Here is a 26,989-nt window from a genome sequence, read left to right on the forward strand (position 1 = left end):
CTCTTGATTGGATGCCGATATGAAGATTGCCTTGATACGTGCTGCGTGTGCCTTCTCGCTGGCGATGGCAGGGCTGGCGCTCGCAGGGGATTACCCGGACAAGCCCATCCGCATCGTGGTTCCCTATCCGCCGGGCGGTGCGTCCGACACGGTGTCGCGCCTGATCGGGCAGCAGCTGTCGCAGCGGCTCAAGCAGGCCGTCGTCGTCGAGAACAAGCCGGGGGCCACCGAACAGATCGCGGCCAGCTTCGTCGCCAAGGCGAACCCGGACGGCTACACGATCCTGCTGGCCTCCACCGCGGGGCTTTCGGTCAATCCGACCCTCTACAAGGGACGCCTCGCCTACGACCCGGAAAAGGACCTCGCGCCGATCGTGATGGCCGTGACCCTTCCCAGCGTGGTCATGGTTCATCCTTCGATGCCGGTCAATTCGTTCGACGAGCTCACGGCGTTCGCTCGGTCTTCGGCGACACCGATCAACTACGCTTCCAGCGGCGCCGGCAACCCCAGCCACCTGGGCATGGAGCTGTACAAGCGCGCGGCGTCCATCGACATGACGCATGTGCCCTACAAGGGTGGCGCGCCCGCGCTTCAGGATCTGATGTCCGGCCAGGTGTCTGTGATGATGGCCATCGGTCCGGAGTCGATGCCGATGGCCAAGGCCGGCCGCATGAAGGCGCTCGCAGTCACCACGGCGAAGCGCTCGCCCGCCTATCCCGGATTGCCCGCAGTTTCCGAGACCAAGGGCTTTGCCAACTTCGAGCTGCTGCACTGGTTTGCACTGCTGGCACCCGCCCGGACGCCCGACGCCGTCATTGCATTGCTGAACAAGAACGTGAACGACATCCTGAAGGACCCGGAGGTGAAGAACAAGCTGCTCGAGATGGGAATGGAGCTCGAAGGCGGTTCGCCGCAGCGATTGGCCGAAACGATCAAGCGGGACCGCCTCAAGTGGGAAAAGGTGATCATCGAATCGAACATCAGGATCGATTGATCCGCACCGACCAACATCATCATCCGAAAGAGAGAGCCGACATGGTATTTGCTGGCGAAGGCATCCTGATTTCATCGATGGAAGTGCTCCCGGACGAGGAGGCCGACTTCAACGAGTGGTTCGACCGTGAACACCTGGCCGAGAGAGTGGCGATTCCGGGTTTTCTCGAGGCGAGACGGTATGAATCCGTCAGCGCGCCGACGCGCTACCTGCAGATCTACAACACCACCAGCTTCGATGTGCTGGACGGCGCGCCTTACAAGGCAGCCCTGGCGAACCAGACCGCATGGTCGAATCACCACATTTCCCGATTCATCGCGCCGACGCGCGTGGTCGGACGCCTGGTGCACAGCGCGGGGGTCGCGCGAGGCGTTGCAGTCGCACTGATGCGGCTACGACCGTCCGGCGATCCGGCCATGATGCCGGCGCTTGCGGGTGTTCTGGAAGTGCTCGACCAACCGGGCACCGCTTCGATCCACTTTGTCGAGGCCGATGCCGGCCTTTCCAGGCCGGTGACGGCGGATTCGGGCTACGTGGGCAGTGAGGACTGTTATGTGCTCGTCGAATGCACCAGCGAGGCCGCTGCCGAGAGAATCGCAGACCGGCTGGAAGCACCAGTGGAAGAGTATGGAGAACTCATCGACGCGCGAGTTTTCCGGTATCGCATGGATATCAGCGCGTAAGACGACCTCCAGCGTGGGTTCCGCCGCGCAGGCGCTCGCTTCTCCTGGGTTTGCGGCAGGTGATGGTCGTCGCCTTCGCTCATCCAGGCTTCAGTTGGCGCAGCGCGCCTCGAGCGCGTCGATGAAGGCGCGATCCCATCGACCCTCCTTCATGGCCCGGATGGTCTCCGCTTCCGTCGCGAGGTGCGCGCGCGCCTTCTCGATCAGCAGCTCGGCCTCGTCTGGCGCGAAAGCCATCAGCCCGTCCTGGTCGCCGACCACGATGTCGCCGGGATTGACGACCATCCCGCCGACCGACACCGGCACGTTGATCTCGCCAGGACCGTCCTTGTAGGGCCCACGGTGGGTGACGCCTCGCGCATACACCGGGAACTCGCGTGCCCGGACCTCGGCCACGTCGCGGATCGCGCCGTCGATCACCACGCCCACGGTACCGATGTGCGCGGCGTAGAACGAGAGGATGCCGCCGACCACCGCGTTGTTGAGATCGCCGCCGGCATCGATCACCAGCACGTCGCCGGGCCGGCAGAATTCGAGCGCGCGCAGATACGTGAGGTTGTCGCCTCCGCGCGAGCGTGCCGTGACGGCCGTACCCGCCATGGTCCGGGCGGCTGGGCGGTGGTAGGGATGCAGGCCGGTACTGCCGATGTTGCGGTGCATGTTGTCGCTCAGCGCCGCGACCGGAATCTCCCGCAGTGCGGCGAGGATCTCGGGCGCCACCGGTGCGGCCGACGGGTTCTTGCGGATGGCTTTGTAGGGCATGGATGCTGTCCTCGGGTATTCAGGGGCGCGTCAGCGCAGGGTGGCCACGGCCCGCGCGATGCGCGTGCAGCCTTCTTCGAGCGTCTCGATCGACGTGGCAGTGGAAAGGCGGAAGTAGGGCGACAGCCCGTAGGCCGTGCCCGCGACCACGGCCACGCCTTCGCTCTCGAGCAGGTACATCACCACGTCGCCGTCTTCGGCCAGCCGCTTGCCCTGCGGCGTGGTCTTGCCGATCAGGCCGCCGCAGTGGATGTACAGGTAGAAGGCGCCGGGCGGCGGGCTGCAGCGCAGGCCGGGGATGTCGTTGATGAGCGCCAGGGTGCGGTCTCGGCGCTGCTTGTAGACCGCCACGCTCTCGGCCACGAAGCCCTGGTCGCCATTCATGGCGGCCGCAGCGGCCGCCTGGCTCACCGAGCAGCAGTTGCCGGTGGACTGCGACAGCAGCGTGTCCATCGCCTGGACCAGGTCGGCCGGACCGGCCGCATAGCCGATGCGCCAGCCCGTCATCGCATAGGTCTTGGAGACACCGTTGACCACCAGCGTGCGCTCGCGCAGCGCCGGTGCCACTGCGAGCAGGTGCGGCGTCGCCTGTCCGTCGAAGCGGATGTGCTCGTAGATGTCGTCGGTCATCACCATCACCTGCGGATGGCGCTGCAGCACCTCGGCCAGCGCGCGGTATTCGTCCGCGGTGTAGCTGGCGCCGGTCGGGTTGCTGGGCGAGTTGATCAGCAGCCAGCGCGTGCGCGGCGTGATCGCGGCCTCCAGCTGCACGGGCGTCAGCTTGAAGCCGTTGGCCTCGGGGCAGGCCACCGTGACCGGCGTGCCTTCGCAAGCCAGCACCATGTCGGGATACGACACCCAGTAGGGCGCGGGAATGATCACCTCGTCGCCCGGCTCCAACGTGACGGCAAGCGCGTTGTAGATCGCGCTCTTGGCGCCGCTGGTGGCGATGATCTCGTTCATCGCGTAGCGCAGGCCGTTCTCGCGCTCGAGCTTGGCAGCGATGGCGCGGCGCAGTTCCACCGTGCCGGCCATCAGGGTGTAGCGCGTCGCGCCTTGCTCGATGGCGGCGGCCGCGGCCTGCCGGATGTGGGGCGGCGTGTCGAAGTCGGGCTCGCCCACCACGAGGTTCACGATCGACTTGCCCTGGCGGCGCAGCTCGTTGGCGCGGTCGGCGGCGGAGGTGCTGGGCGAGGGCTTGATGCGCCGCACGCGGGCGGCAATGCGGGAGGGCGTCACTTGTCTTCCTGGGTTGGCGATGGCATGGGCCGAACGGTACGCACATCGATCCCGCGAGGCCAAGACGAGATTGCACTGGTCGTATAGGCGCAGCTTATGGTGGCTCCCGATGGCTGCTGCGCAGGGGCGGTGCTAGGCTCGGCTTTTGCTTGGGGACATGGCGTGAACCTGCGACGCCTCAAATATTTCGTGAAGATCGTGGACATCGGCAGCCTGACGCAGGCGGCCGAGGTTCTTTTCATTGCCCAGCCGGCGCTGAGCCAGCAGCTGGCCACGCTCGAGGGCGAGGTGCGCCAGCAGCTGCTCGTGCGCACCAAGCGCGGCGTCACGCCCACCGAGGCCGGCAAGGTGCTGTACCGGCATGCGCAGATCATCCTGCGCCAGTGCGAGCAGGCCCGCGTGGACATGGAAGCGGCCGGCGAAGGGCTGTCGGGCCAGGTGTCGGTGGGGCTTGCGCCCGGCACGGCGGCCTCGGCGCTCTCGCTGCCGCTGCTGCGCACCGTGCGTGCGCGCCACCCCGGCATCCTGCTCTACCTGAACGAGAACTACGGCACCACGCTGAGCGAGCTCATCATGAACGGCCGCATGGACCTGGCCGTGCTCTACGGCGACAAGGCGATCCACGGCCTCTCGTTCCTGCCGCTGCTCAAGGAGCCGCTGTACCTGGTCGGCCCGCACGCCATGCCGGCGCCCGCGCAACCGGTGAAGCTGGCCGACCTGCGCGACATCGAGCTCTTCCTGCCGCGCCCCTACAACGTGGTGCGCAAGCTGGTCGACGCGGCCTTCGTGCGCGCGGGCATGGTGCCGCGCGTGGTGGCCGAGATCGAGTCGGCCTTCACGCTGACGGCCGCCATTGCCGACGGGCTGGGCGCCACCATCCTGCCGGCGTCGATGGCGCGCGAAGTGGTGGCGGCCTGCGGGGCCTGGCAGTTCCAGATCGTCGACCCGGTCATCGAGGCGCCGTTGGCTCTTTGCCAGTCCGACCACCTGCCGCTCTCGGAGCCGGCGCAGGCGGTGAAGAGCATCCTGCTCGAACTCGTGGTCGACCTGGCCGGCACCTTCGCGGCCACGCCCGAACCCGAGCTGGCCGCGCTGTCGTAGCGCACCGTCATAAGCCGCCCTTATCCCGGCACAGCCATTCCGTCTTGGGCTTTGTGCCTGCGGCCCGCTACCGTTCATGCCTGCCGTCACGCGTTCGCGGAATGCGTCGGCCACCAAGGATGTTCTGTCGCCCAGGCAGCCCGGCATGAAGCAGGAACAGATCAAGACGCTCATCGACGCACTCGCGGCCTCGGACCTCGCGGAGCTGGAGTACAGCGAAGACGGCAGCACGCTGCGGCTGGTGAAGCAATCGGCGCTGGCGGCCGCGCCCGCCGCGCGGCGCCCGGCTGCTGTGCGCAAGGCGACCGCCGCAGTGTCCGCGGGACCGGCGCTCCCGGCGGCGGCCGAATGCCTTGCGCCGCTCTACGGCGTGGTGCACCTGCAGCCCGCGCCGGGCGAGCCGCCCTTCGTGCAGCCGGGGCAAGCCGTCGAGGCCGGGCAGATGCTCTGCGTGATCGAGGCCATGAAGATGTTCAACGAAGTCCGCGCCGACGCTGCCACCACCGTGCAGGCCGTGCTGGTGCGCTCGGGCCAGGAAGTGGAAGCAGGCGAGCCCCTGTTCCGCTTCGGTTGAGGAAGAAAGGCCGCGCGATGTTCGATACCGTCCTCATCGCCAACCGCGGCGAGATCGCCCTGCGCATCCTGCGCGCCTGCCGCGGGCTGGGCCTAAGGACCGTGGTCGCGCATTCCGAGGCCGACAGCGAAGCCAGCTATGTCGCACAGGCCGACCAGGCGCTGTGCATCGGGCCCTCCGCGCCGGGACAGAGCTACCTGAACCAGTCCGCCCTCCTGTTTGCCGCCGAAGTCAGCGGCGCGCGGGCCATCCACCCGGGCTACGGCTTCCTGTCGGAGAACGCGGGCTTTGCCGCGCGCGTGGAGCAGGCCGGCCTGGTCTTCGTCGGCCCCAGTGCCGCCTGCATCCGCACCATGGGCGACAAGGTCTCGGCCAAGCGCGCGATGCGCAAGGCCGGCGTGCCCTGCGTGCCGGGGCCCGACGAGCCGCTGCCGGACGACCCGGTCGCGGTGCAGGCCCTCGCGCGCGCGATCGGCTACCCGGTGATCGTCAAGGCGGCGGGCGGCGGCGGTGGGCGCGGCATGCGCGTGGTGCAGGGCGAAGCCGCGCTGCTCGATGCGATGGCGCTCACGCGCGAGGAAGCGCGCCAGGCCTTCGGCAACCCCGAGGTCTACATCGAGAAGTTCCTGCTGCACCCGCGCCACGTCGAGATCCAGGTGCTGGCCGACAGCCACGGCAACGCCGTCTGGCTGGGCAGCCGCGACTGCTCGCTGCAGCGCCGCCACCAGAAGGTGATCGAGGAGGCGCCGGCGCCCGGCATCGACGAGGCACTGATGGCCGAGGTGGGCGAGCGCTGCGCGGCCGCCTGCCGGCAGATCGGCTACTGCGGCGTGGGCACCTTCGAGTTCCTCTACGAGAAGGGCGCTTTCTATTTCATCGAGATGAACACCCGCCTGCAGGTCGAGCACCCGGTGACCGAGATGACCGCGGGCATCGACATCGTGCAGCAGCAGTTGCGCATGGCGCGCGGCGAGCGCCTTTCGCTGGTGCAGCACGAGGTGCGGTGCCAGGGCCATGCGATCGAATGCCGCATCAATGCCGAGAACCCCGAGACCTTCGCACCAACGCCCGGGCGCATCACCGGCTGGCAGGTGCCGGGCGGCTTCGGCGTGCGCGTCGATTCGCATGCCAACGCCGGCTACCGCGTGCCGCCTTACTACGACTCGATGATCGCCAAGCTGATCGTGCACGGCAGCACGCGCACCGATGCGCTCGATCGCATGCGCCTCGCGCTCGCCGAAATGCGCGTCGATGGCATCGCGACCAACGTGCCGCTGCACCGCAAACTGCTGAGCGACCAAGGCTTTGCCGCCGGCGGCGTGGACATCCACCACCTCGAACGCTGGCTGCAGCAAAGGAGCGCGGCATGATCGCGCAGCGGCCATCGATCAGCCCGCTGGGCACGACCGCGCTGATCTTCGAGGCGCCCGGCGAGATGAACCTCAACTCGCAGCAACGGATCTGGGCGCTGGCGCACGAGACCCAGGCCTGGCCCGAGATCCGCGAAGCCGTGCCGGGCATGAACAACCTGATGCTGACCTTCCTGCACCCGCCGCGCGGCCTCGCTGCGCTCGAAGCCCTGGAGGCGCGCCTGCGCGATGCGTGGGACGCGGCCGTCGCGCGGCCGCGGGAAGGCCGGGTGGTCGAGCTGCCCGCGGTCTACGGCGGTGCGGGCGGCCCGCACATGGCCGACGTGGTGGCGCACACCGGCCTGAGCGTCGAGCGCATCGTCGAGCTGCACAGCGCGCCGCTCTACCCGGTGTATGCACTCGGCAGCCATCCGGGCTACTGCTACCTGGGCGGCATGGACGCGCGCATCGCCACGCCGCGTCGCAGGGTGCCGGTGCTGAGCATCCCGGGCGGCGCGGTGTCGATCGGCGGCGCGCAGACCGGCGTGTCGGCCTCGGCCGGGCCCAGCGGCTGGAACACCATCGGCAGCACCTCGATGTCTTTCTTCGATCCCGCGCAGGACCCGCCCGCGGCGCTGCAGCCGGGCGACATGATCCGTTTTCGCGTGGAGGGCATCGTCCGATGATCGAAGTGCTTTCCTCGGCCGCGCTCGCCACCGTGCAGGACCTGGGGCGCACCGGCAGCCTGCGCTGGGGCGTCGGCACCTCGGGCGCCATGGACAACCTGGCGCTCGCGGCCGGCAACCTGCTGCTGGGCAATGCGCTCGACGCGGCCGCCGTCGAAGTGCCGGTATTTCCCTTCAAGGTGCGTTTCGACGAGGACTGCGCGTTCGCGCTGACCGGCGCCGATTGCGCGGCCCGGCTGGACGACCAGCCGCTGCTGCCCTGGTGGGTGCACCAGGCGCGGGCCGGGCAGGTGCTGGCGCTGGGCCTGCCGCAAGGCGGCGCACAGCAGCGCGGCAGCCGCGCCATGCTGTGCCTGGCCGGCGGGGTCGACGTGCCCGAGGTGCTGGGCTCGCGCAGCACGCAGCTGCGCGGCGCGTTCGGCGGCCACGAAGGCCGTGCGCTGCGCCGGGGCGACGTGCTGCGTACCGGCGCTGCGGGAGCCGTATGCAAGACCGGCTTCGGCCTGGTGCCACCCGCGCTCATGCTGCCACTGCAGCAGGACGGCGTCGCGGCGGTGCGCGTGCTGCCGGCGGCGGAGTACCTGGGGTTCGAGCCGGCATCGCGCGCCGCCTTCTGGGCCGGCGAATGGAAGATCACCTCGCAGAGCGACCGCTACGGCTACCGCCTGGAGGGCGAGGCGCTGCGCCCCATCGCGCCAATGGAGCTGCGCTCGCACGGCATCGTGCCCGGGGTGATCCAGGTGCCGCACAGCGGGCAGCCGATCATCCAGATGCGCGATGCCCAGCCCTCGGGCGGCTACCCCAAGTTCGGCACGGTGATCGAGGCCGACATGTGGCGCCTTGGCCAGGCGCCGATCGGCAGCCGTGTGCGCTTCATCGAAACCACCTGGGACGAAGCGCTGGCCGCGCTCGACGAAGTGCGCGCCTGGCTCGACAAGGTGGCGCGCATGGTGGAACTGCACCGCGGTGCGCCCGCGGCGGGGCGCTGACATGCAAGACATTGCGCTGCAAACCAGCCGATTCGCCGCATGGCTCGCCGACACGGACATCGGCCTGTTCGAACTGCGCACCCCGCAGGGCACCTTGCGCCTCGGCCGGCAGGGCGACGACATCGTGGAACTTCCCGCCGAGGTGACCGAGGCCGAGGCCGAGACCGCGCCCGTGTCGGTCCACGCCCCCTCGGTCGGCGTGTTCCTGCACAGCCATCCGCTGGCCACCGCGTCGCTGGTGCGCATCGGCGAGCACGTGGAAGCCGGCCAGACCGTCGGCCTGCTGAAGATCGGCCCGCTGCTGCTGCCCGTGACCGCGCCGCAGGCCGGCATCGTCGATGGCATCCACACGGCCGACGGCCTGGCGGTCGGCTACGGCACGCCGCTCGTCGACCTGCATCCCCTCTGACGAACGAGAGAAGGACTCTCATGGACATCGACCTGAACGCAGACCTCGGCGAAGGCTTCGGCCCCTGGCGTATGGGCGAGGACGAAGCGCTGCTGGACATCGTCTCTTCCGCCAACGTGGCCTGCGGCTTCCATGCGGGCGATCCGGTCATCATGGACCGCACCGTGCGCATGGCGCGCGCACGGGGCGTCGACGTGGGGGCGCATGTGGGCTTTCCCGACCTGCTCGGCTTCGGCCGCCGGCCGATGCAGATCGAGCCGAAGGAACTCGTCGCCTACGTGCTCTACCAGCTGAGCGCGCTGGACGGCATGGCGCGCACCGCCGGTCACCGCATGACGCACATGAGCTTTCACGGCGCACTCGGCAACATGGCCGCGGCGGACGCCGCGCTCGCCGAGCCGCTGGTGCGCGCCGTGGCGGATTTCGATCCGATGCTCATCGTGAGCTCGTCCGCCAGCCGCGCCATCGAGGACGCGGCCGCACGCTGCGGCCTGCGCGTGCGCACCACCTTCCTGGCCGACCGTGCCTGCGAGGATGACGGCCTGCTGGTGCCGCGCAAGCTGCCTGGTTCGGTCATCCACGACCAGGGCGCGGTGCTGGCGCGCGTGCGCCAGCTGCTGGAGGAGGGCACGGTCACCAGCTACAGCGGCAAGAAGATCCCGATGCGCGCGCATTCGATCCTGCTGCATGGCGACACGCCCGGTGCGGTGGAGCTGGCGCGCGCGGTGCGCGGCGTGGTCGAGCAGGTGGGGCGCGTGGTGCCCATATCGAGGCAGTCGGATTAGGTCGGACATGGTGCTTACCCTAGGCCGTATGCGCGAACACGGGGCAACATAAGGACGGCTTATCGCTCCACAGCCAATCCGTCTTGGCGCCGCAAAGAAGCGCTCGATACAGTGAATTCGAAGCAGCGATCTCCAGTTCCACGAAAGAAACAAAGATGCCCTTCTCCGACTACAAGACCGCGCTGGTGACAGGGGCCTCCTCGGGCATCGGCGCCGCCGTCGTCGAGCGCCTCTGCAAGGAAGGCCTGAAGGTCCACGCGCTGGCGCGCAGCGCCGACAAGCTGGCCGAACTGGCCACTCGCACCGGCTGCATCCCGCACGCCATCGACGTGAGCGACCTGGCCGGCATCACCCGCCTCGCGCAAGAGGTGGAATTCGACGTGCTGGTCAACAACGCCGGCGTGGACCGCCCCGGCTCCATCCTCAAGGCCGACGCCGAGGGCATCGACCTGCTGGTCGACGTGAACCTGCGCGCCGTGCTGCACCTGTGCCGGCTCGTGGTGCCCGGCATGGCCGCGCGCGACCGGGGCCACGTGGTCAACATCAGCTCCATTGCCGCGGCCTACAACTTCGGTGGCAACAGCACCTACCACGCGACCAAGGCGGCCGTGAGCATGCTGTCGCGCCAGCTGCGCATCGACGTCTTCGGCAAGCGCGTGCGGGTGACCGAGATCTGCCCGGGGCGCGTGGCCACCGACATCTTCGCGCACGTGCACGGCGACTCCGAAGAAACCCACAAGCGCTTCGTCGAAGGCTACGAGCTGCCGCAGGCCGAGGACATCGCGAACGCCATCGCCTTCGCGATTGCGGCGCCCATCGCGGTCAACGTGGGCCATATGGAAATCACGCCCACGCTGCAGGTGCCCGGCGGGCTCTCGACCGCGCGCCCGGAAGCGCCGCAAGCCTGAGCGCCCTGCATGGCCACGCCAAGGAGCAGCACATGAAGGACTTCGACCTGCTCGCGATCCTGCTGAAGCCGGAGTTCGGTGCGATGCTCTGGCACGGCCTGCTGGAGACGCTGAAGATCGCGGCTGGCTCCTGGCTGCTGGCCATGGCCATGGCGGTCGTGCTGCTGGTCGTGCGCCTCACGCCGAGCCGGCTGGCCGAACGCGTGGTGGCCGGCTATGTCTCCTACCACCGCAACGTGCCGACGCTGGTGCAGCTCATGCTCTGGTACTTCGGCATCTTCAGCCTGCTGCCCGATGCGCTGCAGGGCTGGCTGTCGGCCCACAACGCCGAGACGATTCTCTCGATCGTCGCGCTCGGGCTCTGCCAGGCGGCCTACTTCAGCGAGGACATGCGCTCGGGCCTGCGCTCCATCCCGGCCGGGCAGGCCGAGGCCGCGCGCGCGCTCGGCCATGGCTACATCGGTTCGATGCGCCACGTGATGCTGCCGCAGGCCATCCGCAACGCGGTGCCGGCACTGGTGAACCACAGCGTGTCGCTGTTCAAGAACAGCAGCCTGGCGATGGCCATCGGCGTGGCCGAACTGACCCACGCGGTGAAGGAAATCGAGAGCCAGAGCTTTCGCACCTTCGAGGCCTACAGCATGGCGACGGTGCTGTACCTGGTGTGCTCGCTGCTCATCATGGCGGTGGGCGGCTGGCTGTCGCGGCGCTACCGCATCGTCGGAGCGAGGTAGCAAGCCATGTTCAGCGTCTATGAAATCCTTCGCGACAACTGGCTGCTGCTGCTCATCGGCCAGTACCCCAGCGGGCCGCTCGGCGGCATCGTCGCCACGCTGATCCTGTCGGTGCTGGGCATCGTGCTGGCGTTTCCGCTGTCGGTGCTGCTGGCGCTGGCGCGGCTGTCGCCCTGGCGCCTTTTGCGCTGGCCGGCCACGGTGCTGGTCTATGTGGTGCGCGGCGTGCCGCTGCTGATGGTGATCCTGTGGGTCTACTTCCTGGTACCGATGCTGATCGGGCGCGACGTGTCGGGCTTCACCACCATGCTGTGCACGCTGGTGATCTACGAGGGCGCCTACCTGTCGGAGGTGGTGCGCGCCGGCATCCAGGCCCTGCCCAAGGGTCAGGCCGAGGCGGCGCGCGCACTCGGCCACAGCCACCTGGGCGCCATGTGGTTCGTGATCCTGCCGCAGGCGCTCTACAACATGCTGCCGAGCATGCTGAGCCAGTTCATCTCCACCATCAAGGAAACCACGCTGGGCTACGTGATCAACGTGCAGGAGCTGACCTTCGCGGCCAACCAGATCAACAACCAGCTGCTGACCAAGCCGTTCCAGGTGTTCTTCATCCTGGCGATGACGTACTACGTCGTCTGCTTCAGCCTGACGCAGCTGGCGCAATGGCTGGAGCGGCGCGTGGCCCACAAGCGGCTCGGCGCCGTTTCGCCGAAGGCATCCGAAGACGGCGCTTCGTTGCCGCCACCGGTGGTGGTGAATCCATGAACCCCGTTCCACACCCCGCAGGGGATGACACCATGATCCTGTTCTCCAACATCAACAAGTGGTATGGCGACTACCAGGCGCTTGCCGACGTCAACGCCGAGGTGAAGAAGGGCGAGGTGGTGGTGGTCTGCGGGCCTTCGGGCTCCGGCAAGTCGACGCTGATCCGCACCGTCAACCGGCTGGAGGAAGTGAAGTCGGGGCAGCTGCTGTTCGACGGCCACGACATTCACGCACCCATGAGCAGCGCGGCGCTCAACAAGCTGCGCAGCCGCATCGGCTTCGTGTTCCAGAGCTTCAACCTGTTTCCGCATCTCTCCGTACTGGAGAACATCATGCTGTCGCCCATGCGGGTGCTGGGCGTGAAGCGGGCCGACGCGAAGGCGCGGGCGGCGCAACTGCTCGAGCGTGTGGGCCTGTCGAACAAGGCCGGCGCCTACCCGGCCCAGCTCTCGGGCGGGCAGCAGCAGCGCGTGGCCATTGCCCGCGCGCTCGCGATGGAGCCGCCCGCGATGCTGTTCGACGAGCCCACCAGCGCGCTCGACCCCGAGATGGTGGGCGAGGTGCTCTCGGTGATGCGCAGCCTCGCCGGCGACGGCATGACCATGATGTGCGTCACGCACGAGATGAACTTCGCCCGCGAAGTGGCCGACCGCGTCTGGTTCATGGACGCCGGCCGCATCCTCGAGAAGGCCGACCCCGAGACCTTTTTCGGCAGTCCGCAGCATCCGCGCGCGCAGCGCTTCCTGTCGGATTTGCGCGCGCACTGAGCTTCGTTTTCTTCATTTCCTTCGAATTTCTTCAGGAGTCCAGCATGTCGAACAGAACCACTTTCCGTCTCGCCGCCATCGGCGCCTGCCTTGGCGCCGCGCCTTTCCTGGCGCAAGCCGACCAGTGGAGCGACATCAGCGCGCGCAAGGAGCTGCGCTGCGGCACCTTCGCCGACGTGCCGCCGTTTGCCGCGCCCGATCCGAAGACGCGCGAGATGGTGGGCCACGACGTCGACCTGTGCCATGCGCTGGCCAAGGAGCTCGGACTCACCGCCAAGGTCACGCCGCTGTCGGTGGAAGCGCGCGTGCCCGAGGTCAAGCTCGGGCGCGTCGACGTGACCATTGCCAACCTGGCCTATACAAAGAGCCGCGGCGAGCAGATCCAGTTCAGCGACCCGTACTACGTGGCCAAGGAAATGCTCGCGGTGAAGGCATCCGACCCCGGCACGGCCAAGGCCGACTTCAAGGGCAAGCGCCTGAGCTCGACCAAGGGCTCGACCTCGGAGCTGTCGATCAAGATGAACGGCTCGGAACCGGTGACCTTCCAGGACACGGGCTCCGCCTTCATGGCGGTGCAGCAGAACAAGTCGGTCGGCATGGTCGCGAACACGATGACCATCACCAAGCTGGTCAACCAGTCGAAGACCGAGGGCGTGGCGCTGAAGATGATCAAGGAGCCGATGGTGCTGCAGCCCATCGGCGTCGGCATGAAGAAGGACGAGCCGGTGCTGCTTGCCAAGGTGAATGGCGCGCTCTACGCGTTGGAGAAGTCGGGCGAGCTCGACAAGATCTGGGCGAAGTGGCTCGGCCCGAACACCGAATACAAGATGACGCGCGAAGAAAAGGTCATGCCGCTGGCCGACCTCAAGTTCGAACTCCTGCCCTGAGCGTTCGCTTCGCCGCCCCGCGAACGCGACTGGTTATAAGTAGTAATCATTAAAACGAAACTGCGTATTGTTTTTACCCGGTTTCGTCGGCATCATCACCGCATGGAGAAGACCAAGGCCCTGGTGACCGTGATCGAGATGGCACGCGCCGGGCTCGGCTTTACGCCCGCCGACGCCCTCGACCACATCGCCACGCTCATTGCGCAGGAGGATGCGCAGAGTGCGTTCTACGACCGCAGGGTCGAAGAGCTGCTTCGCCTTGGGGCCTGCATCTGGAGCCTCCGGCGCGACCTCGTGGCTCCGCGCTGAGCTTCTTCGCTCCGCCCCGCTTCTTGACACGCATGGGCTATGCCGTGTGGCCAGATGCAGGAAAGGGTACTTAAGGCTACATTTCTCAGAACCAAAAAAGCCGGCATTTTTGGACTGGACAAGCGCCGGCAATCGGAGGATTGAATGCCGCTCTTGTTCCTGCTGAGGCTGCAGCACACGCTGCTGCCCGTCAGAGTCGCCCTTCCGGAGGAGGTCCGGATCGTCTCGGTGCTCGTGGCCACCGGTTTGATCGAGGCCGAGTTCGCACCCGTCAGGCCGGCGGGCCGGGATGCCGCTTCGCGCATCGCGACGGTGAAGCGCATCACCGAGGAAGGCCTTGCCGAACTCGCCCAGATGAACGACGCGCCCAAGTTCGTGAAGACCTCGATGCAGTTCGCGCGGGGATTGCGATTGATGTGAGCTTCGCGTGGTCGATCAGCCGACGCCCGCCGCATCCCGCTTCGGTTGTTTGATCGTCCACAGCGCAAACACCATCAGGGCGACGCCCGCAAACTGGACGGCATTCAAGCTGCGTCCGTACACACCCCAATCCACCAGCACCGCGGTCAGCGGGTACACGAACTGCAGAACGGCGATTTTCCCAAGGGAAAGCCGGGCCATGCCCGCGAAAAGAATCGCGTAGGCCAAGCCGGTGTGCAGCACGCCCAGCCCCGCGAGCCACGCCCAGGCCGATGCCTGGCCGGGCCAGCCGAACACAAAAGGCGCCCACGCCAGAACGACGACCCCGGTCACGCACTGCCACCAGGCCAGCGCGTAGGATGTGATGGTTTTTTCCGTATTGGCGAGGATGGTCACCGCGGCATAGCAGAGCGAGCCGCCCAGGCACATCAGCAGGCCCAGCGCGTAGTCGCTGCCCCATGAGGCCACCGATGCCATGCTGCCGACCAGGCCGGTCGTCAACGCCAGCCCGCACAGCGCGGCCAGGGTGGCGGCCCACTGGCGCGCCGACACGGCTTCACGCAGGACCAGTGCGCCGAAGAGAATGATCCACACCGGCTGGATGTGAAAAACAATGGTGGCCACCGCAATCGAGATGCGCGGGATGGCCGCAAAGAACAGCGCCCAGTTCACGACCATCAGGCAGCCCGTCGCGCAGGCGATCCACCAGCTCTTGCCGTGCAGCCGCAACTCGTTCATTCGACCGGTTGCCAAACCCCATGCGAGCAAGGCCAATGCACCGAAGGCGCAGCGAAACAGGACCGTGACCAGCGGATGCTGGCTCGCCTCTTCCACGAAGACACCGACGGTGCCGAGCAGCACGCCGCCGGCAATCAGCAGCCATTGGCCCGTGCTTTCCCGGTTGGATGGCCGCGCCGCCGCGAACACGGGGTGCACCTGAACTGCCTTCTTTTGCATGAAACTGATCGTCTGCCCATGCGGCATCGGCGTAAAGCGCATAGTTCGAACGCCTATCATTCGAATATCGAATGAGAGCGACCATGAAATATCCCGATTTCCAGATCGACTGGCTGCGCGCCCTGGTGGCGGTGGTGGATGCCGGCTCGCTGTCCGCCGCGGCGCCCCTGGTCCACCGCTCGCAATCGGCGGTGAGCATGCAGATCAAGAAGCTGGAGAACGCGCTCGGCCAGGCCGTGCTGCTGCGCGGCCCGCGGCACCTGGAAGTGACGCCGGCGGGCGCGCAGCTGCTGGTCTATGCGCGCCGCATGCTCGAACTGCAGTCGGAAACGCAGAACGCCATGTTCGGACCGGAACTGGCCGGCCGCGTGCGGCTCGGCGTGCCGGACGACTACGCCTCCACCTACCTGACGCCAGTGCTGCGCAGCTTTGCCGGCCGCTACAAAGGGGTGGAAATCGAACTGACCTGCGAGCAGTCGACCTCCCTCATCCCCAAGATCGCGCGGGGCGAGCTGGACCTGGCGCTGGTCTCCCGCGACAAGCCGCAGCGCGGACAGCTCCTGTTCCAGGAGCCGCTGGTGTGGGTGGGCACGGCGCAGCATGAAGCCTGGCGCCGCAATCCATTGCCGATTGCGGTCTACGAAGCGGGCAGCATGGCCCGAACTGCCGCGCTCTCGAGCCTGGCGGCCAGGCGGCGCGCCTATCGCATCGTCTATCACAGCTCCAGCCTCGCCGGCCAGCTCGCGGCCGTGGAGAGCGGCCTGGCCGTGGCCGTGTTCACGCGCTGCAGCGTTCCGGCCCACCTGCAGATATTGCAGAACCTGCCCACCGGCTTCGATCTGCCGAAGCTGAAATCGATGGATGTGGCGGCGCTGCGCAGCAAGGTGTCGCTGCGCTCGCCGGCGGTGGATGCCATGTACGAGCAGATGCTGAGGACCTTGAGCCCGGCATAGCTTGGTCGCTTGCAGCCAAGCTGCCCGTGCTATCCGCGCGGATCGGCTTCCGCAAGCGGACGCGTCAACGCCGTCGCCGTGTCCAGCAGGACGATGGCGCGGTCCGGGTCGTGGCCCATGTAGGGGCTGACCAGCAGCTGGCCGATCAGCCGGTCGAAACCGTACCTCACCTTCGCCGGCTCGGGGTGCGCCGCATACATGGCGCGCAGCATCGACACCACCGCACTGACCTGTGTTCCCAGGACCTCCATGGCGCCCAGGCGTCCGCTCGCCTCGAAGACTGCTTGTGGATCTGTGGTGGTCATGCGGCACTCCCGTCTCGGTGTTGAAGCGCCAGAACGTAAAAAGAGGCCTAATGGATTACATTCAGGTCTGAAATACCCAAAACTGGTGACATTTAGGCTCGGTAGTGTGAAATATGTCACGCAGGGCGTAGCCGGCAACTCCTCATAGACTCGTCCGATGAACGTGCGTTTTCTCGAAGCCTTCGTCTGGGTCGCCAAGCTAGGTAGCTTCAAGGCAGCTGCCGAGAAGATGCACACCACGCAGGCCGGCATCTCCAGCCGCATCGCCACGCTGGAAGAGCAGTTCGGCGTGCGCCTGTTCGACCGCGAGCACCGCGGCGTCATGCTTACCTACCAGGGCACCGAACTCATGCCGCATGCCGAACGCATGATCGAGATGCAGGCGCGCATGGTTGCGGCCATGGGCCAGGCCGATGCCTTCTCGGGCATGCTGCGCATCGGCGTGATCGAAACGGTGGCCCACACCTGGCTGCCCGACCTGTTCTCGCGCTTTGCCGAGAAATACCCCAACGCCACGCTGGAGCTGATCTCCGACATCACGCCAAGGCTGCGCGACGACCTGCTGCGCGGCACGCTCGACTGCGCCATCCTGTCGGAAGAGATCACGCCCGGCTTCATCGACAACCGGCGCATCGCCAACCTGGCGATGCGCTGGGTCACGAGCCCCGCGCTGGCACTCAAGTTCCCCTCGCGCAAGCTGCTGTCCTTTGCCGACATCGCCACGCAGCCCATCATCTCGTTCAACCGCGAATCGAGCGTCTACCGCAACATCGCCCAGAACGCGAGCGGCTGCACCAACCTGCGCGTGAGCTACTTCTCGTCGCTGGGCGCGATGATCGACCTGGCGCGCACGGGCTTCGGCACGGCGCTGCTGCCGCTGGCCGTGATCCAGCAGGACCTGCTGCACGGCAAGCTGGTGGTGCTGGATGTCGACCCGGTGCCCATTGCGCTGCCGCTGGTTGCCAGCATGCGGCTGGAGCCGGCGTCGCCCCTGGCCGAGGCGCTGGTCGGCATGGCGCAGATATCGTGCGATCAGTTCATCGCCACCTGCCGCGACGACGTGCTCGCGCCCTGATCCGGCCCACGCCGCGCCCGCGGCTGGGGCGCACCAATGCGCCAGGGCTGTGCATCACGAAATCCTATCGCCCGCCCAAAGAATTTCCCGTTTGACCCTGCAGGGGCGCGCGACAACACTGCGCGCCATGCACAAGCTCATGACCGGAAAAGGACATCGCGAATTCTTCGCGATCCGACCCGATGCGGATGACACCGAATGGTCGCCGGTGCCTTGCACCGCAGGACGCATCGAAGAATTGCTGCTGGCCGACAACCTCGACACCGCCGCATGCACCGGCTCGCGCACCCGCCTGGCCCGCTGGTCGGCCGGCGCGCTGATCGACCGGCCCGTGGTGCACGACTTCCACGAAGAGGTCTTCATCGTCGAAGGCGAGCTGGTGGTTGGCTGCGACGCGGAAGGCGAGGGCGGCGAAGCCTTCGGCCGCTACACCTTCGCCTGCCGTCCGCCGGGCGCGGTGCACGGCCCCTTCGTGTCGCGCACCGGCTGCGTGCTGTTCGAGATCCAGTACTACGAATGAACACCCGTTTCCAGTCCCGGCCTTTTTTCTTGTTCCAGGAGTTCCCGATGAAGCGTTCGCTGTCTTCCCTCGCATCCGTCGCCGTGGCCGCCGCACTGCTGGCCGGTGCCGCCGCCGCCCAGGTGCCGGCCGGCCCGAAGCTCGCCGTGCAGGCCATCACGCAGGTGGCGCCCAACCTGCCGCAGTACACCAAGGTCGACCAGCCGCTGCTGCGCGACGGCATCGCCAAGGCGACCGGCGGGCGCGTGGAAGTCACGCTCTCGTCCTGGCCCGAGCGCAACGTGAACGGCCCCGAAGTCCTGCGCCTGGTGCGCTCGGGCCAGGTCGACATTGCCGCCGCGCCGCTGACCACCGTCTCGGGCGACGTGCCGATGCTCGACGGCGTCGACCTCGCGGGCATGAACGCCGACATCGCCCAGGCCCGCAAGGTGGCCGACGCGATGGTGCCGGTGGCCAACAAGGAACTGCAGCGCCTGGGCATCAAGCTGGTCGCGACCTATCCGTTCTCGGGCCAGATGCTGTTCTGCCGCAAGCCCGTGGCGAGCCTGGCCGACCTCAAGGGCCTGAAGGTGCGCACCAATGGTCCGTCGGCCTCGGACCTGATCAAGTCGCTCGGCGGCCAGCCGGTGTCGCTGGCTTTCGGCGAGGTCTACACCGCGCTGGAACGCGGCACGGTCGACTGCGGCATCACCGGCGCCGGCTCGGGCAACGGCGTGAAATGGCCCGAGGTCACGACGCACCTCTACACGCTGCCGCTTTCATGGTCGACCTCCGGCTACTTCGTGAACCTCGCTTGGTGGAACAAGCTCGACCCGGCCATCCGCGCGCAGTTCGAGAAGACGATGAGCGAGGTGCAGGAAGCGCAGTGGAAGCTGGGCGTGGAAGCCACCAACGACGGCATCGCCTGCAACGTCGGCCGCGCCGCAGACTGCAAGCTGCACACGCTGATGAAGAAGCCCATGGTCGAAGCCAAGCCCGAGGCCGGCGTTGGCGCGTCATTGCAGAAGCACCTGGCCGATGAGGTGCTGCCCGGCTGGATCAAGCGCTGCGGCGAACGCTGCGCGGCGGTCTACACCGACGTGATCGCACCGATCACCGGCATCAAGTACATGGCCAAGTGATGTTCCGCGCACTCGAGTGGGTGAGCGCCAAGGCGGTGACCATCGCCGGCTGGTGCTACCTCGTGATCACCTTGCTGATCTGCTTCGACATCGCGGCCCGGCGCCTGCTGGGCTTCTCGACCGAGGCGACGACCGAAGTCACCGGCTACCTGATGGCCATCGGCATGAGCTGGGGCCTGGCGGGCACGCTGTTCGAGCGCGGCCATGTGCGCATCGACGTGCTGGTGCAGAAGATGCCGCTGAAGCTGCGCGTCTGGCTGCACCTGGCGTCGCTCATCGCGCTCATGGCCGCCTCGGGCTTTTTCGCCTGGGGCGCCTTCTCGCTGACCAAGGACTCGTGGGACTTCAGCGCCACCGACCTGTCGACGCTGCACACGCCGCTGGCGCTGCCGCAGGGCCTGTGGGCCGCGGGCCTGGGCCTGCTGCTGCTGGCCGTGGTCGCGCTGGCCGCGCGTGCCGTGCGCCAGCTCGCTACCGGCGACGCCGACGGCATGGACCGCATGCTGATGGCACGCACCTACATCGACGAAGCCGCCGAGACGCTGGAGGCCGTGGCCGAAGCACAGCAAGGCATGCAGCAGCCCGCCGTGCCCACGGCGGCAGCAGGAGTCTCCCGATGATCGCCATCGTCTTCATCGTCGCCATTGGCATCCTGATTGCCGGTGCATCGCTCTTCGGGGTGCAGGGGCATGCGGCCGCGGCCGCTTCGGCCAGCGTGCCCTGGTGGGCGCTGGCCGCAGTGCTGGTGGCCTTCGTCGGCTTCTTTGCCGGCGGCATCTACGTGGGTGCGGCCCTGGCCGTGCTCTCGCTGCTGGCGGGCTTCGGCCTGTCGGACCGCCCGTTCTGGAATTTCATCGGCGAGATGATCTGGAGCCCCTCGACCAACTTCGTGCTGGTGTCGGTGCCGCTCTTTTTGCTGATGGGGGAGGTGATGCTGCGCGCCGGCCTCTCCGAGCGGCTGTACCGCGCGCTCAACATCTGGATGGGCCGGCTGCCCGGCGGGCTGCTGCATACCAACATCGTCTCGTGCGGCGTGTTCTCGGCCGTGGCCGGCTCCAGCGTGGCCACCGCCGCGACCATGGGCTCGGTGGCGCTGCCGTATTTCGAGAAGAGCCACTACCCGCCGAAGCTGGTGCTGGGTTCGCTCGCCGCCGGCGGCGCGCTGGGCAACCTGATCCCGCCAGGCATCACCTTCATCATCTACGGGCTGATCACCGAAACCTCGGTGGGCGCGCTGTACCTGGCGGCGGTGGGGCCGAGCATCCTGGTGGTGCTGCTGTTCACCGCGGTCATCCTGTACTACAGCTACCGGCTGAAGCTGCACGGCGACGAGGCCTCGAAGGCCATCGGCTGGAAGCACCGCATCGCAAGCCTGTCGGACCTGGTGCCCACGGCGCTGCTCATTGCGCTGGTGCTGGGCACCATCTACGCCGGCTGGGCCACGCCCACCGAGTCGGCCGCGCTCGGCGTGGCGGGCAGCCTGCTGCTGGCGCTGGTCGACCGTAAGCTCAAGTGGAAGATGCTGGCCGAGTCGATGCGGGCCACCGCGCGCACCACCTCGATGATCGCGCTGATCCTGTTCGGCGCGTACTTCCTGAACTACATCCTGTCGTCGCTGGGCATTCCGCAGATGCTGGCGAAGTTCCTGACCGGGCTGCCGTTCCCGGGCTGGGTGATCATGCTGGTGATCATCGGCTTCTACCTGGCGCTGGGCACCTTCATGGAAGGCATGTCGATGGTGATCACCACCATTCCGCTGCTGTTCCCGGTGGTCACGGCGCTTGGCTACGACCCGATCTGGTTCGGCGTGGTGATCACCATGCTGGTCGAGATCGCCATGATCAGCCCGCCCGACGGCACCGTGCTCTATGTGCTGCAGGGCATGCGGCGGCAGCCCGGGCCCATCACCGACGTCTTTGCGGGTGTGCTGCCCTTCATGTTCGTCTACATGCTCGCGATCATCGTGCTGATGGTGTTCCCCGCCATCGCGCTGTGGCTGCCGGCCCATCTCATGTGACCCCCTGTTCACGGAGCCTTTCATGTCATTGACCCTTTCCTTCGCCTGTGAAAGCGTGGCGGCCGACGGCACGCGCTCGGCGCAACTTCTATCGGTGCCGGCGCGCCAGCTCGTGATTGCCGGCTGGACCGGCCGCGACGCTGCCGCCATTGCCCACCACATCGAAGAGCTCGAAGCCATCGGCGTGCCGCGGCCGTCGAGCGTGCCGCTGTACTACCGCGTGAGCGCCGGGCTGCTCACGCAGTCGGCCGCCATCGAGGCCCTCGGCGCGCAGAGCTCCGGCGAAGCCGAGCCGATGCTCTTCTGCGCCGCCGGCGAGTGGTGGCTCACGGTGGCTTCCGACCACACCGACCGCCGCGTCGAGACCTACTCGGTCGCGGTGTCCAAGCAGATGTGCGCCAAGCCGGTCGCAACCACCGCCTGGCGCTGGCGCGACGTGGCGCCCTACCAGGACGAGCTGCATCTGCGCTCGCGCATCCTGGAGGAGGGCCGGTGGATCGACTACCAGCAGGGCACCTTCGCTTCGATCCGCCCGCTGGCTGCGCTGCGCGATGGCATCTACCAGGCCGAAGGCGGCGACGAAGGCCGCTTCATGACCTGCGGCACGCTCGGCGCCATTCCCAACGGCAAGGGCGAGGGCATTCGCCCGGCCACCGAGATGGAGCTCGAGATCCACGACCCGCGCCTGAAGCGCAGCATCGTGCACCGCTATGCCGTGCAGGCGCTCGAGGTGGTCGCGTGACGGCCGCCGCCGGGATGGACATCACCACGCTGCGCGGGCGCATCGCGCGCGGCGAGGTGTCGCACGAAGCCGTGGTGGCGCGGGCGCTCGAAGACTCCGAAGCACCGGCCGCACGGCACGTGTTCACGAAGCGCTACGCACAAGCGGCGCTGGCCGCCGCGCGCCATGCCGATGCGGCGCAGCGCGCCGGCGTCGTGCTGCCCGCGCTGGCCGGCCTGCCCGTCACGGTCAAGGACCTCTACGACGTGGCGGGCGAAACCACCATGGCCGGCTCGGTCGTGTGCGAGGGCGAACCCGCGGCGGCCGCAGACGCCGTGGCCGTGGCCCGCCTGCGCAGCACCGGCGCGGCCATCATCGGCAAGACCAACATGACCGAGTTCGCCTTTTCCGGCGTCGGCATCAACCCGCACCACGGCACGCCGCGCAATCCCGCGGATGCCGCCGTGGCGCGCATTCCCGGCGGTTCGTCGTCGGGCGCCGCGGTGTCGGTGGCGCTGGGCCTTGCCGTCGCGGGCCTGGGCTCCGACACCGGCGGCTCCATCCGCATTCCCGCGGCCCTGTGCGGGCTCGTCGGCTTCAAGAGCACCCAGGCTCGGGTGCCGCGCACCGGGGCCTTCGAGCTTGCGCGCTCACTCGATACCGTCTGCGCCATGACGCGCAGCGTGGCCGATTGCCTCATCGTCGATGCCGCCATTGCCGGCACGCCGCTCGCGGTGCGCCGGCGCCCGCTGCAGGGCCTGCGCCTGGCAGTGCCGCGCACGCTGATGTTCGAGGGCATCGAGCCGGCCGTCGCGCGGGCCTTCGACCGTGCGGTGAGCGCGCTGTCGGCGGCGGGCGCCATCGTGGTCGACGTCACGCTCGCAGAACTGGCCGAGATCGCCGGGATCAACGCGCCGGGCGGCTTCTCGCCCGTCGAGGCGTCGGCCGTGCATCGCGCGCGCATCGGTGCGCAGCGCGAGCGCTTCGACCCGCGGGTCGCGGTCCGCGTGGACCTTGGCATGTCGGTCGGCGCCGCCGACTACCTCCTGATGCAGGACCGCCGCCGCGACTGGATCGGCCGCGTCGAAGCGGCGCTCGAAGGTTTCGACGCCTTGCTCTGCCCCACCGTGCCGATCGTCGCGCCGGCCATCGACGCGCTCGCGGCCGACGCCGAATTCTTCAAGGCCAACGGCCTGCTGCTGCGCAATACCTTCGCCATCAATTTCCTCGACGGCTGCGCCTTCAGCCTGCCGTGCCACCGCGACGGTGAACTGCCGGTGGGGCTGATGCTTTCCTCCGTGCGTGGGGACGATGCGCAGCTCGCGGGCGTTGCGCTGGCGGTGGAGAGATCGTTGGCCGACTGCTGATATCGCGGCCGGATTCGATGCCGTGTTACGTGGTACGTGATCCCCCACGTAACGTAGCAACAGCCAAAAGCTTGGGTGCCTGTGACGAACGGCGCTGCTTCCACCGCACGCACGAATAGCTAAAAATCCTTTCGAATCAACGACTTGCAATAAATCGCACGAGGTTTCCCCGGAGTGGAAGGGCAGTGGCACGCATGTTGCCACTTGTGACCATCCAACCAACGAGGAGGCCTCTCACATGACCGCGTCGCAGACATCGATTCCATCCACTTCCGGAGCCGTCAACAACGACGTTGCACCGGTGGTCATCGCCCAAGCTACGGTGACCCCCATCGCTCCGATGGGATCGTCCACAGTGCCGCCGGTCGCCGCCTCCGGGCCGTCCAGCATCGGATCGCTTTCCAATGCCACTCCCGGCACCGCGCTGATTCGCGACGGCGTCCGGATTCCCGTGGACGGCAGCCACGCCCTGCTCACCGGCGACCGCGTGCTGGTCCCCGAAGGCGGCCAGGCCAACGTGTTGTTTCCCGGCTCGCCTTCCAACAAGGCGCCGTTGGCCGGCGTCTTTACCGGCGGCACCGACGCAACGCTCGGATCGACCAAGCTGCCGGGCGGCCTCGAGCAGGTGAACGTCGACGTCGCCGCGGGCGACCTCAAGATCACGCCGCCCGACAACGATGCTGACGCAGCAGCAGTCGCCGTCACCAAGGCGCATACCGGCGCAGCCGGCATCGGCCTGGGCGAGTTCGCGCTTGGCGCACTCGGCGCGGTCGCGCTCGGCGCGGCATTGAGCGGCGGTGGCGGCAGCGACGGCGGAACGGTTCCGTTCTTCCTTGGCAGCGGGGGCGGTACGGGAGGCGGGCTTGATGATGGTGACAGCGACAGCGACAGTGATGCTGATGCTGATGCTGATGCTGATGCTGATGCTGATGCTGACGCCGATGCTGACGCCGATGCTGACGCCGACGCCGACGCCGACGCCGACGCCGATGCCGATGCCGATGCAGATGCAGATGCAGATGCAGATGCAGATGCAGATGCAGATGCCGATGCAGATGCCGATGCAGATGCCGATGCCGATGCCGATGCAGACGCTGATGCCGATGCCGATGCCGATGCCGATGCCGATGCAGACGCTGATGCCGATGCCGACGCTGATGCCGATGCCGATGCCGATGCCGATGCCGATGCCGATGCCGATGCAGACGCAGACGCAGACGCTGATGCTGATGCTGATGCTGATGCCGATGCTGACGCCGATGCTGACGCCGATGCCGATGCCGATGCCGATGCCGATGCCGATGCCGATGCCGACGCTGATGCCGATGCAGACGCTGACGCCGATGCAGACGCTGACGCTGACGCCGACGCCGATGCCGATGCCGACGCTGATGCCGACGCTGATGCCGATGCCGATGCAGACGCTGACGCCGATGCTGATGCTGATGCTGATGCTGACGCTGACGCTGACGCTGACGCTGACGCTGACGCTGACGCTGACGCTGACGCTGACGCTGACGCTGATGCTGATGCTGATGCTGATGCTGATGCTGATGCTGATGCTGATGCTGATGCTGATGCTGATGCTGACGCCGATGCAGACGCTGATGCCGATGCCGATGCCGATGCCGATGCCGATGCTGACGCCGATGCAGACGCTGATGCCGATGCCGATGCCGATGCCGATGCCGATGCAGACGCTGATGCAGATGCAGATGCAGATGCAGATGCAGACGCCGATGCAGACGGCGATCACCTCCTCGATCCGGGCGATGACCTCGCCGGCGGCTTGATCGGCTCGACCGATGACAACCTGGGCCTGGGTGGTTCACTCACACCGGTGCCCGGCGTCATCGATGGCGCGACCGACCTGATCGACGACATCGTGTCTCCGATCCTGGGCGAAGAGTTCACGCGGGACGATCCGAACCAGTTCGATCCGGTGGACGACTTCACCGAAACAGTGGTCGACAGCGTGGACGGCGTGGCCGCGCCCATCGTCGACGCCTTGCTGGGCGAAGGCGCCACCGATGCACTGGTCGGCCAGGTCGACCACGTCACCGACGCGCTTCAGAACGGTCTGGACAACCTCGTGGGCGAAAACGGCATCCTGAGCGGCGCGACCACGGCGCTCGGCCTCGACGGTGTCCTGGAAGACCTCGTGGGCGACGGCGGCGTCGTCGAAAACGTGGTCGAAGGCGTGCTGGGCGAGAACAGCCTGCTGAGCGGTCTGATGCAAGAAGAAGGCCTCGTAGGCGGCCTGCTCGCCGAAGACGGCCTGGTCGGTAACCTGCTGGGTGAAGACAGCGCCGTCGGCGGCCTGCTGGGCAACGTGCTGAGCGACGAAGGTGTCATCGGCGGCCTCCTGGGTGAAGACGGCGTGCTGGGCGGCCTGCTCGGCGGACCGCTGGGCCAAGAGGGCCTGCTCGGTGGCCTGCTCGGCGGTGACGGTGCACTCGGCGGCCTGCTGGGCGGCGACGGCTTGGTCGGTGGCCTGCTGGGCGGAGAAGGCACACTCGCCGGCGTGCTGGGCAGCGAAGGCCTGACCGGCAGCCTGCTCGGTCAGGACGGCGTGGTGGACAACCTGCTCGGCGTGAACGGCGTCGTCGGCGGCCTGATCGGAGACAGCCCGCTCGGTGGCCTGCTGGGCGGCGAAGACGGCCTGCTCGGCGGTCTGACCGACGGCGTGCTGGGTGACGATGGCCTGCTCGGCGGCCTGTTGGGTGAAGACGGCGTGGTCGGCGGCTTGCTGTCCGAGGACGGCGTGCTGGGCAACCTGCTCGGTGGCGATCTCCTGGGTGGTGACTTGCTTGGCGGCGACCTGCTCGACGGCGTGCTGGGCGAAGACGGCCTTGTCGGCAATCTGCTCGGCGGTGACCTCCTGGGTGGTGATCTGCTCGGCGGCGATTTGCTCGATGGCATCCTTGGTGAAGACGGTCTCGTCGGCAATCTGCTCGGTGGTGACCTCCTGGGTGGTGATCTGCTCGGCGGTGACCTGCTCGATGGCGTCCTCGGTGAGGACGGCTTGGTCGGCAACCTGCTTGGCGGCGACCTCCTGGGCGGTGATCTGCTCGGCGGTGACCTGCTCGATGGCGTCCTCGGTGAAGACGGCCTGGTCGGCAACCTGCTTGGTGGCGACCTCCTAGGTGGTGATCTGCTCGGCGGTGATTTGCTCGATGGTGTCCTCGGTGAGGACGGCTTGGTCGGCAACCTGCTTGGCGGCGACCTCCTGGGCGGTGATCTGCTCGGCGGCGACCTGCTCGATGGCGTCCTCGGTGAAGACGGCCTGGTCGGCAACCTGCTCGGTGGCGACCTCCTAGGTGGTGATCTGCTCGGCGGTGATCTGCTCGACGGCGTGCTGGGTGAAGACGGCCTCGTCGGCAACCTGCTCGGTGGTGACCTCCTGGGTGGCGACTTGCTCGGCGGTGACCTGCTCGACGGCGTGCTGGGTGAGGACGGCCTTGTCGGCAACCTGCTCGGCGGCGACCTCCTGGGAGGAACCATCGCTCCGATCACCAGCCAGGTCGATCAAGGGCTTGGCGGCAGCGGAACGCCGGTTGCCAGCATCCTGGACAGCCTGCTGGGCTGATCG

General features: G+C 67.6%; 30 protein-coding genes and 1 pseudogene. 26 read left to right on the forward strand and 5 right to left on the reverse strand.

The window, feature by feature from the left end:
- The first annotated feature begins 19 nt into the window (after window positions 1-19).
- A complete protein-coding gene (locus L1081_RS30965) occupies window positions 20-994 on the forward strand; it encodes a tripartite tricarboxylate transporter substrate-binding protein (RefSeq protein WP_489417306.1) in 975 nt (324 codons plus the stop codon).
- The gene (locus L1081_RS30970; protein WP_489417307.1) at window positions 991-1,677 is read left to right on the forward strand and encodes a hypothetical protein; all 687 of its coding nucleotides are present in this window, start codon (window positions 991-993) and stop codon (window positions 1,675-1,677) included. The genes L1081_RS30965 and L1081_RS30970 overlap by 4 nt, the downstream gene beginning before the upstream one ends.
- 90 nt (window positions 1,678-1,767) lie before the next feature.
- Here L1081_RS30970 and L1081_RS30975 read toward each other — a convergent pair whose 3' ends face one another.
- Together L1081_RS30975 and L1081_RS30980 are read right to left on the reverse strand one after the other, a co-directional pair.
- The gene (locus L1081_RS30975; protein ID WP_489417308.1) at window positions 1,768-2,439 is read right to left on the reverse strand and encodes an RraA family protein; all 672 of its coding nucleotides are present in this window, start codon (window positions 2,437-2,439) and stop codon (window positions 1,768-1,770) included.
- A gap of 30 nt (window positions 2,440-2,469) precedes the next feature.
- On the reverse strand, window positions 2,470-3,678 hold the full coding sequence (locus L1081_RS30980) for an aspartate transaminase (protein WP_489417309.1): 1,209 nt from the start codon (window positions 3,676-3,678) through the stop codon (window positions 2,470-2,472).
- Between the two features lie 162 nt (window positions 3,679-3,840).
- On the opposite strand from L1081_RS30980, the gene nac reads away from it, so the two are divergent.
- The 14 genes from nac (at window position 3,841) to L1081_RS31050 (ending at window position 14,361) form a co-directional block, all read left to right on the forward strand.
- The gene (gene nac, locus L1081_RS30985; protein WP_489417310.1) at window positions 3,841-4,779 is read left to right on the forward strand and encodes a nitrogen assimilation transcriptional regulator NAC; all 939 of its coding nucleotides are present in this window, start codon (window positions 3,841-3,843) and stop codon (window positions 4,777-4,779) included.
- 145 nt (window positions 4,780-4,924) lie between these two features.
- Window positions 4,925-5,353, forward strand: coding sequence for a biotin/lipoyl-containing protein (locus L1081_RS30990; protein ID WP_489417311.1), 429 nt, complete (start codon window positions 4,925-4,927; stop codon window positions 5,351-5,353).
- 17 nt (window positions 5,354-5,370) lie between these two features.
- Complete coding sequence (accC, locus tag L1081_RS30995; RefSeq protein WP_489417312.1) at window positions 5,371-6,723, forward strand: acetyl-CoA carboxylase biotin carboxylase subunit; 1,353 nt, start codon at window positions 5,371-5,373, stop codon at window positions 6,721-6,723.
- The gene (gene pxpB, locus L1081_RS31000) at window positions 6,720-7,388 is read left to right on the forward strand and encodes a 5-oxoprolinase subunit PxpB (protein ID WP_489417313.1); all 669 of its coding nucleotides are present in this window, start codon (window positions 6,720-6,722) and stop codon (window positions 7,386-7,388) included. The genes accC and pxpB overlap by 4 nt, the downstream gene beginning before the upstream one ends.
- Window positions 7,385-8,377, forward strand: a complete 993-nt coding sequence (locus L1081_RS31005; protein ID WP_489417314.1) for a 5-oxoprolinase/urea amidolyase family protein — start codon at window positions 7,385-7,387, stop codon at window positions 8,375-8,377. Before pxpB ends, L1081_RS31005 begins: the two co-directional genes overlap by 4 nt.
- 1 nt (window position 8,378) lies before the next feature.
- On the forward strand, window positions 8,379-8,786 hold the full coding sequence (locus L1081_RS31010; RefSeq protein WP_489417315.1) for a biotin/lipoyl-containing protein: 408 nt from the start codon (window positions 8,379-8,381) through the stop codon (window positions 8,784-8,786).
- 20 nt (window positions 8,787-8,806) lie between these two features.
- On the forward strand, window positions 8,807-9,571 hold the full coding sequence (locus L1081_RS31015; protein WP_489417316.1) for a 5-oxoprolinase subunit PxpA: 765 nt from the start codon (window positions 8,807-8,809) through the stop codon (window positions 9,569-9,571).
- 155 nt (window positions 9,572-9,726) lie between these two features.
- Window positions 9,727-10,479 (forward strand): SDR family NAD(P)-dependent oxidoreductase, encoded by a 753-nt coding sequence (locus tag L1081_RS31020; RefSeq protein WP_489417317.1) that lies wholly within the window; start codon window positions 9,727-9,729, stop codon window positions 10,477-10,479.
- 32 nt (window positions 10,480-10,511) lie between these two features.
- Window positions 10,512-11,213, forward strand: coding sequence for an ABC transporter permease subunit (locus tag L1081_RS31025; RefSeq protein ID WP_489417318.1), 702 nt, complete (start codon window positions 10,512-10,514; stop codon window positions 11,211-11,213).
- 6 nt (window positions 11,214-11,219) lie between these two features.
- A complete protein-coding gene (locus L1081_RS31030; RefSeq protein ID WP_489417319.1) occupies window positions 11,220-11,978 on the forward strand; it encodes an ABC transporter permease subunit in 759 nt (252 codons plus the stop codon).
- Between the two features lie 32 nt (window positions 11,979-12,010).
- Entirely contained in the window at window positions 12,011-12,745 is a 735-nt protein-coding gene (locus L1081_RS31035) for an ATP-binding cassette domain-containing protein (RefSeq protein WP_489417320.1), read from the forward strand.
- A gap of 44 nt (window positions 12,746-12,789) precedes the next feature.
- Window positions 12,790-13,632, forward strand: a complete 843-nt coding sequence (locus L1081_RS31040; RefSeq protein ID WP_489417321.1) for a transporter substrate-binding domain-containing protein — start codon at window positions 12,790-12,792, stop codon at window positions 13,630-13,632.
- Window positions 13,633-13,734: 102 nt separating this feature from the next.
- Window positions 13,735-13,941: a hypothetical protein gene (locus tag L1081_RS31045; RefSeq protein WP_319435299.1), complete on the forward strand. Its 207-nt coding sequence runs from the start codon at window positions 13,735-13,737 to the stop codon at window positions 13,939-13,941.
- 144 nt (window positions 13,942-14,085) lie between these two features.
- Window positions 14,086-14,361: a hypothetical protein gene (locus tag L1081_RS31050; RefSeq protein WP_489417322.1), complete on the forward strand. Its 276-nt coding sequence runs from the start codon at window positions 14,086-14,088 to the stop codon at window positions 14,359-14,361.
- 15 nt (window positions 14,362-14,376) lie between these two features.
- Here L1081_RS31050 and L1081_RS31055 read toward each other — a convergent pair whose 3' ends face one another.
- The gene (locus L1081_RS31055; protein WP_489418015.1) at window positions 14,377-15,318 is read right to left on the reverse strand and encodes an EamA family transporter; all 942 of its coding nucleotides are present in this window, start codon (window positions 15,316-15,318) and stop codon (window positions 14,377-14,379) included.
- Between the two features lie 83 nt (window positions 15,319-15,401).
- Between L1081_RS31055 and L1081_RS31060 the strand changes: the two genes are divergently transcribed.
- On the forward strand, window positions 15,402-16,271 hold the full coding sequence (locus L1081_RS31060) for a LysR substrate-binding domain-containing protein (protein ID WP_489417323.1): 870 nt from the start codon (window positions 15,402-15,404) through the stop codon (window positions 16,269-16,271).
- A 29-nt stretch (window positions 16,272-16,300) separates the two neighbouring features.
- On the opposite strand, the gene L1081_RS31065 is transcribed toward L1081_RS31060, so the two are convergent.
- Window positions 16,301-16,576: a hypothetical protein gene (locus L1081_RS31065; RefSeq protein WP_489417324.1), complete on the reverse strand. Its 276-nt coding sequence runs from the start codon at window positions 16,574-16,576 to the stop codon at window positions 16,301-16,303.
- A gap of 157 nt (window positions 16,577-16,733) precedes the next feature.
- Between L1081_RS31065 and L1081_RS31070 the strand changes: the two genes are divergently transcribed.
- From L1081_RS31070 to L1081_RS31100, 7 genes are all read left to right on the forward strand, one after another.
- On the forward strand, window positions 16,734-17,651 hold the full coding sequence (locus L1081_RS31070) for a LysR family transcriptional regulator (RefSeq protein ID WP_319435317.1): 918 nt from the start codon (window positions 16,734-16,736) through the stop codon (window positions 17,649-17,651).
- Window positions 17,652-17,778: 127 nt separating this feature from the next.
- Window positions 17,779-18,171: a cupin domain-containing protein gene (locus tag L1081_RS31075; RefSeq protein WP_489417325.1), complete on the forward strand. Its 393-nt coding sequence runs from the start codon at window positions 17,779-17,781 to the stop codon at window positions 18,169-18,171.
- Window positions 18,172-18,218: 47 nt separating this feature from the next.
- On the forward strand, window positions 18,219-19,292 hold the full coding sequence (locus tag L1081_RS31080; protein ID WP_489417326.1) for a TRAP transporter substrate-binding protein DctP: 1,074 nt from the start codon (window positions 18,219-18,221) through the stop codon (window positions 19,290-19,292).
- Window positions 19,292-19,912 (forward strand): TRAP transporter small permease subunit, encoded by a 621-nt coding sequence (locus L1081_RS31085; protein WP_489417327.1) that lies wholly within the window; start codon window positions 19,292-19,294, stop codon window positions 19,910-19,912. The genes L1081_RS31080 and L1081_RS31085 overlap by 1 nt, the downstream gene beginning before the upstream one ends.
- Window positions 19,909-21,309 (forward strand): TRAP transporter large permease subunit, encoded by a 1,401-nt coding sequence (locus L1081_RS31090; RefSeq protein WP_489417328.1) that lies wholly within the window; start codon window positions 19,909-19,911, stop codon window positions 21,307-21,309. The genes L1081_RS31085 and L1081_RS31090 overlap by 4 nt, the downstream gene beginning before the upstream one ends.
- A gap of 22 nt (window positions 21,310-21,331) precedes the next feature.
- Window positions 21,332-22,051, forward strand: a complete 720-nt coding sequence (locus L1081_RS31095; RefSeq protein ID WP_489417329.1) for a DUF2848 family protein — start codon at window positions 21,332-21,334, stop codon at window positions 22,049-22,051.
- Window positions 22,052-22,065: 14 nt separating this feature from the next.
- Complete coding sequence (locus tag L1081_RS31100) at window positions 22,066-23,397, forward strand: amidase (protein ID WP_489418016.1); 1,332 nt, start codon at window positions 22,066-22,068, stop codon at window positions 23,395-23,397.
- 234 nt (window positions 23,398-23,631) lie between these two features.
- On the opposite strand, the gene L1081_RS31105 is transcribed toward L1081_RS31100, so the two are convergent.
- Complete coding sequence (locus L1081_RS31105; RefSeq protein WP_489418026.1) at window positions 23,632-24,000, reverse strand: hypothetical protein; 369 nt, start codon at window positions 23,998-24,000, stop codon at window positions 23,632-23,634.
- Between L1081_RS31105 and L1081_RS31110 the strand changes: the two are divergent.
- Both L1081_RS31110 and L1081_RS31115 read left to right on the forward strand, forming a co-directional pair.
- A pseudogene (locus tag L1081_RS31110) lies at window positions 23,885-24,547 on the forward strand (hypothetical protein); the annotation flags it as partial. The gene L1081_RS31105 and the pseudogene L1081_RS31110 sit on opposite strands and share 116 nt — an antisense overlap.
- A gap of 639 nt (window positions 24,548-25,186) precedes the next feature.
- On the forward strand, window positions 25,187-26,986 hold the full coding sequence (locus tag L1081_RS31115) for a hypothetical protein (protein ID WP_489418017.1): 1,800 nt from the start codon (window positions 25,187-25,189) through the stop codon (window positions 26,984-26,986).
- Window positions 26,987-26,989: the final 3 nt, after the last annotated feature.

It is taken from the genome of Variovorax sp. MSC1_012, from assembly GCF_023667525.1.
GTDB classification, from domain to species: Bacteria; Pseudomonadota; Gammaproteobacteria; order Burkholderiales; family Burkholderiaceae_C; genus Variovorax; species Variovorax beijingensis_B.

What these genes read in the sequence shown, in the direction of transcription:
- L1081_RS31035 (WP_489417320.1), top strand. Translation starts at nt 12,011, where the DNA reads ATGATCCTGTTCTCCAACATCAACAAGTGGTATGGCGACTACCAGGCG.
- L1081_RS31045 (WP_319435299.1), top strand. Translation starts at nt 13,735, where the DNA reads ATGGAGAAGACCAAGGCCCTGGTGACCGTGATCGAGATGGCACGCGCC.
- L1081_RS31055 (WP_489418015.1), bottom strand. Translation starts at nt 15,318, where the DNA reads ATGCAAAAGAAGGCAGTTCAGGTGCACCCCGTGTTCGCGGCGGCGCGG.
- L1081_RS31085 (WP_489417327.1), top strand. Translation starts at nt 19,292, where the DNA reads ATGTTCCGCGCACTCGAGTGGGTGAGCGCCAAGGCGGTGACCATCGCC.
- L1081_RS31075 (WP_489417325.1), top strand. Translation starts at nt 17,779, where the DNA reads ATGCACAAGCTCATGACCGGAAAAGGACATCGCGAATTCTTCGCGATC.
- L1081_RS31010 (WP_489417315.1), top strand. Translation starts at nt 8,379, where the DNA reads ATGCAAGACATTGCGCTGCAAACCAGCCGATTCGCCGCATGGCTCGCC.
- L1081_RS31015 (WP_489417316.1), top strand. Translation starts at nt 8,807, where the DNA reads ATGGACATCGACCTGAACGCAGACCTCGGCGAAGGCTTCGGCCCCTGG.
- L1081_RS30965 (WP_489417306.1), top strand. Translation starts at nt 20, where the DNA reads ATGAAGATTGCCTTGATACGTGCTGCGTGTGCCTTCTCGCTGGCGATG.
- L1081_RS31005 (WP_489417314.1), top strand. Translation starts at nt 7,385, where the DNA reads ATGATCGAAGTGCTTTCCTCGGCCGCGCTCGCCACCGTGCAGGACCTG.
- L1081_RS31080 (WP_489417326.1), top strand. Translation starts at nt 18,219, where the DNA reads ATGAAGCGTTCGCTGTCTTCCCTCGCATCCGTCGCCGTGGCCGCCGCA.
- pxpB (WP_489417313.1), top strand. Translation starts at nt 6,720, where the DNA reads ATGATCGCGCAGCGGCCATCGATCAGCCCGCTGGGCACGACCGCGCTG.
- L1081_RS31100 (WP_489418016.1), top strand. Translation starts at nt 22,066, where the DNA reads ATGGACATCACCACGCTGCGCGGGCGCATCGCGCGCGGCGAGGTGTCG.
- L1081_RS31025 (WP_489417318.1), top strand. Translation starts at nt 10,512, where the DNA reads ATGAAGGACTTCGACCTGCTCGCGATCCTGCTGAAGCCGGAGTTCGGT.
- L1081_RS30975 (WP_489417308.1), bottom strand. Translation starts at nt 2,439, where the DNA reads ATGCCCTACAAAGCCATCCGCAAGAACCCGTCGGCCGCACCGGTGGCG.
- L1081_RS31060 (WP_489417323.1), top strand. Translation starts at nt 15,402, where the DNA reads ATGAAATATCCCGATTTCCAGATCGACTGGCTGCGCGCCCTGGTGGCG.
- L1081_RS31065 (WP_489417324.1), bottom strand. Translation starts at nt 16,576, where the DNA reads ATGACCACCACAGATCCACAAGCAGTCTTCGAGGCGAGCGGACGCCTG.
- accC (WP_489417312.1), top strand. Translation starts at nt 5,371, where the DNA reads ATGTTCGATACCGTCCTCATCGCCAACCGCGGCGAGATCGCCCTGCGC.
- L1081_RS31030 (WP_489417319.1), top strand. Translation starts at nt 11,220, where the DNA reads ATGTTCAGCGTCTATGAAATCCTTCGCGACAACTGGCTGCTGCTGCTC.
- L1081_RS31050 (WP_489417322.1), top strand. Translation starts at nt 14,086, where the DNA reads ATGCCGCTCTTGTTCCTGCTGAGGCTGCAGCACACGCTGCTGCCCGTC.
- L1081_RS31020 (WP_489417317.1), top strand. Translation starts at nt 9,727, where the DNA reads ATGCCCTTCTCCGACTACAAGACCGCGCTGGTGACAGGGGCCTCCTCG.
- L1081_RS31040 (WP_489417321.1), top strand. Translation starts at nt 12,790, where the DNA reads ATGTCGAACAGAACCACTTTCCGTCTCGCCGCCATCGGCGCCTGCCTT.
- L1081_RS31070 (WP_319435317.1), top strand. Translation starts at nt 16,734, where the DNA reads ATGAACGTGCGTTTTCTCGAAGCCTTCGTCTGGGTCGCCAAGCTAGGT.
- L1081_RS30990 (WP_489417311.1), top strand. Translation starts at nt 4,925, where the DNA reads ATGAAGCAGGAACAGATCAAGACGCTCATCGACGCACTCGCGGCCTCG.
- L1081_RS31095 (WP_489417329.1), top strand. Translation starts at nt 21,332, where the DNA reads ATGTCATTGACCCTTTCCTTCGCCTGTGAAAGCGTGGCGGCCGACGGC.
- L1081_RS31090 (WP_489417328.1), top strand. Translation starts at nt 19,909, where the DNA reads ATGATCGCCATCGTCTTCATCGTCGCCATTGGCATCCTGATTGCCGGT.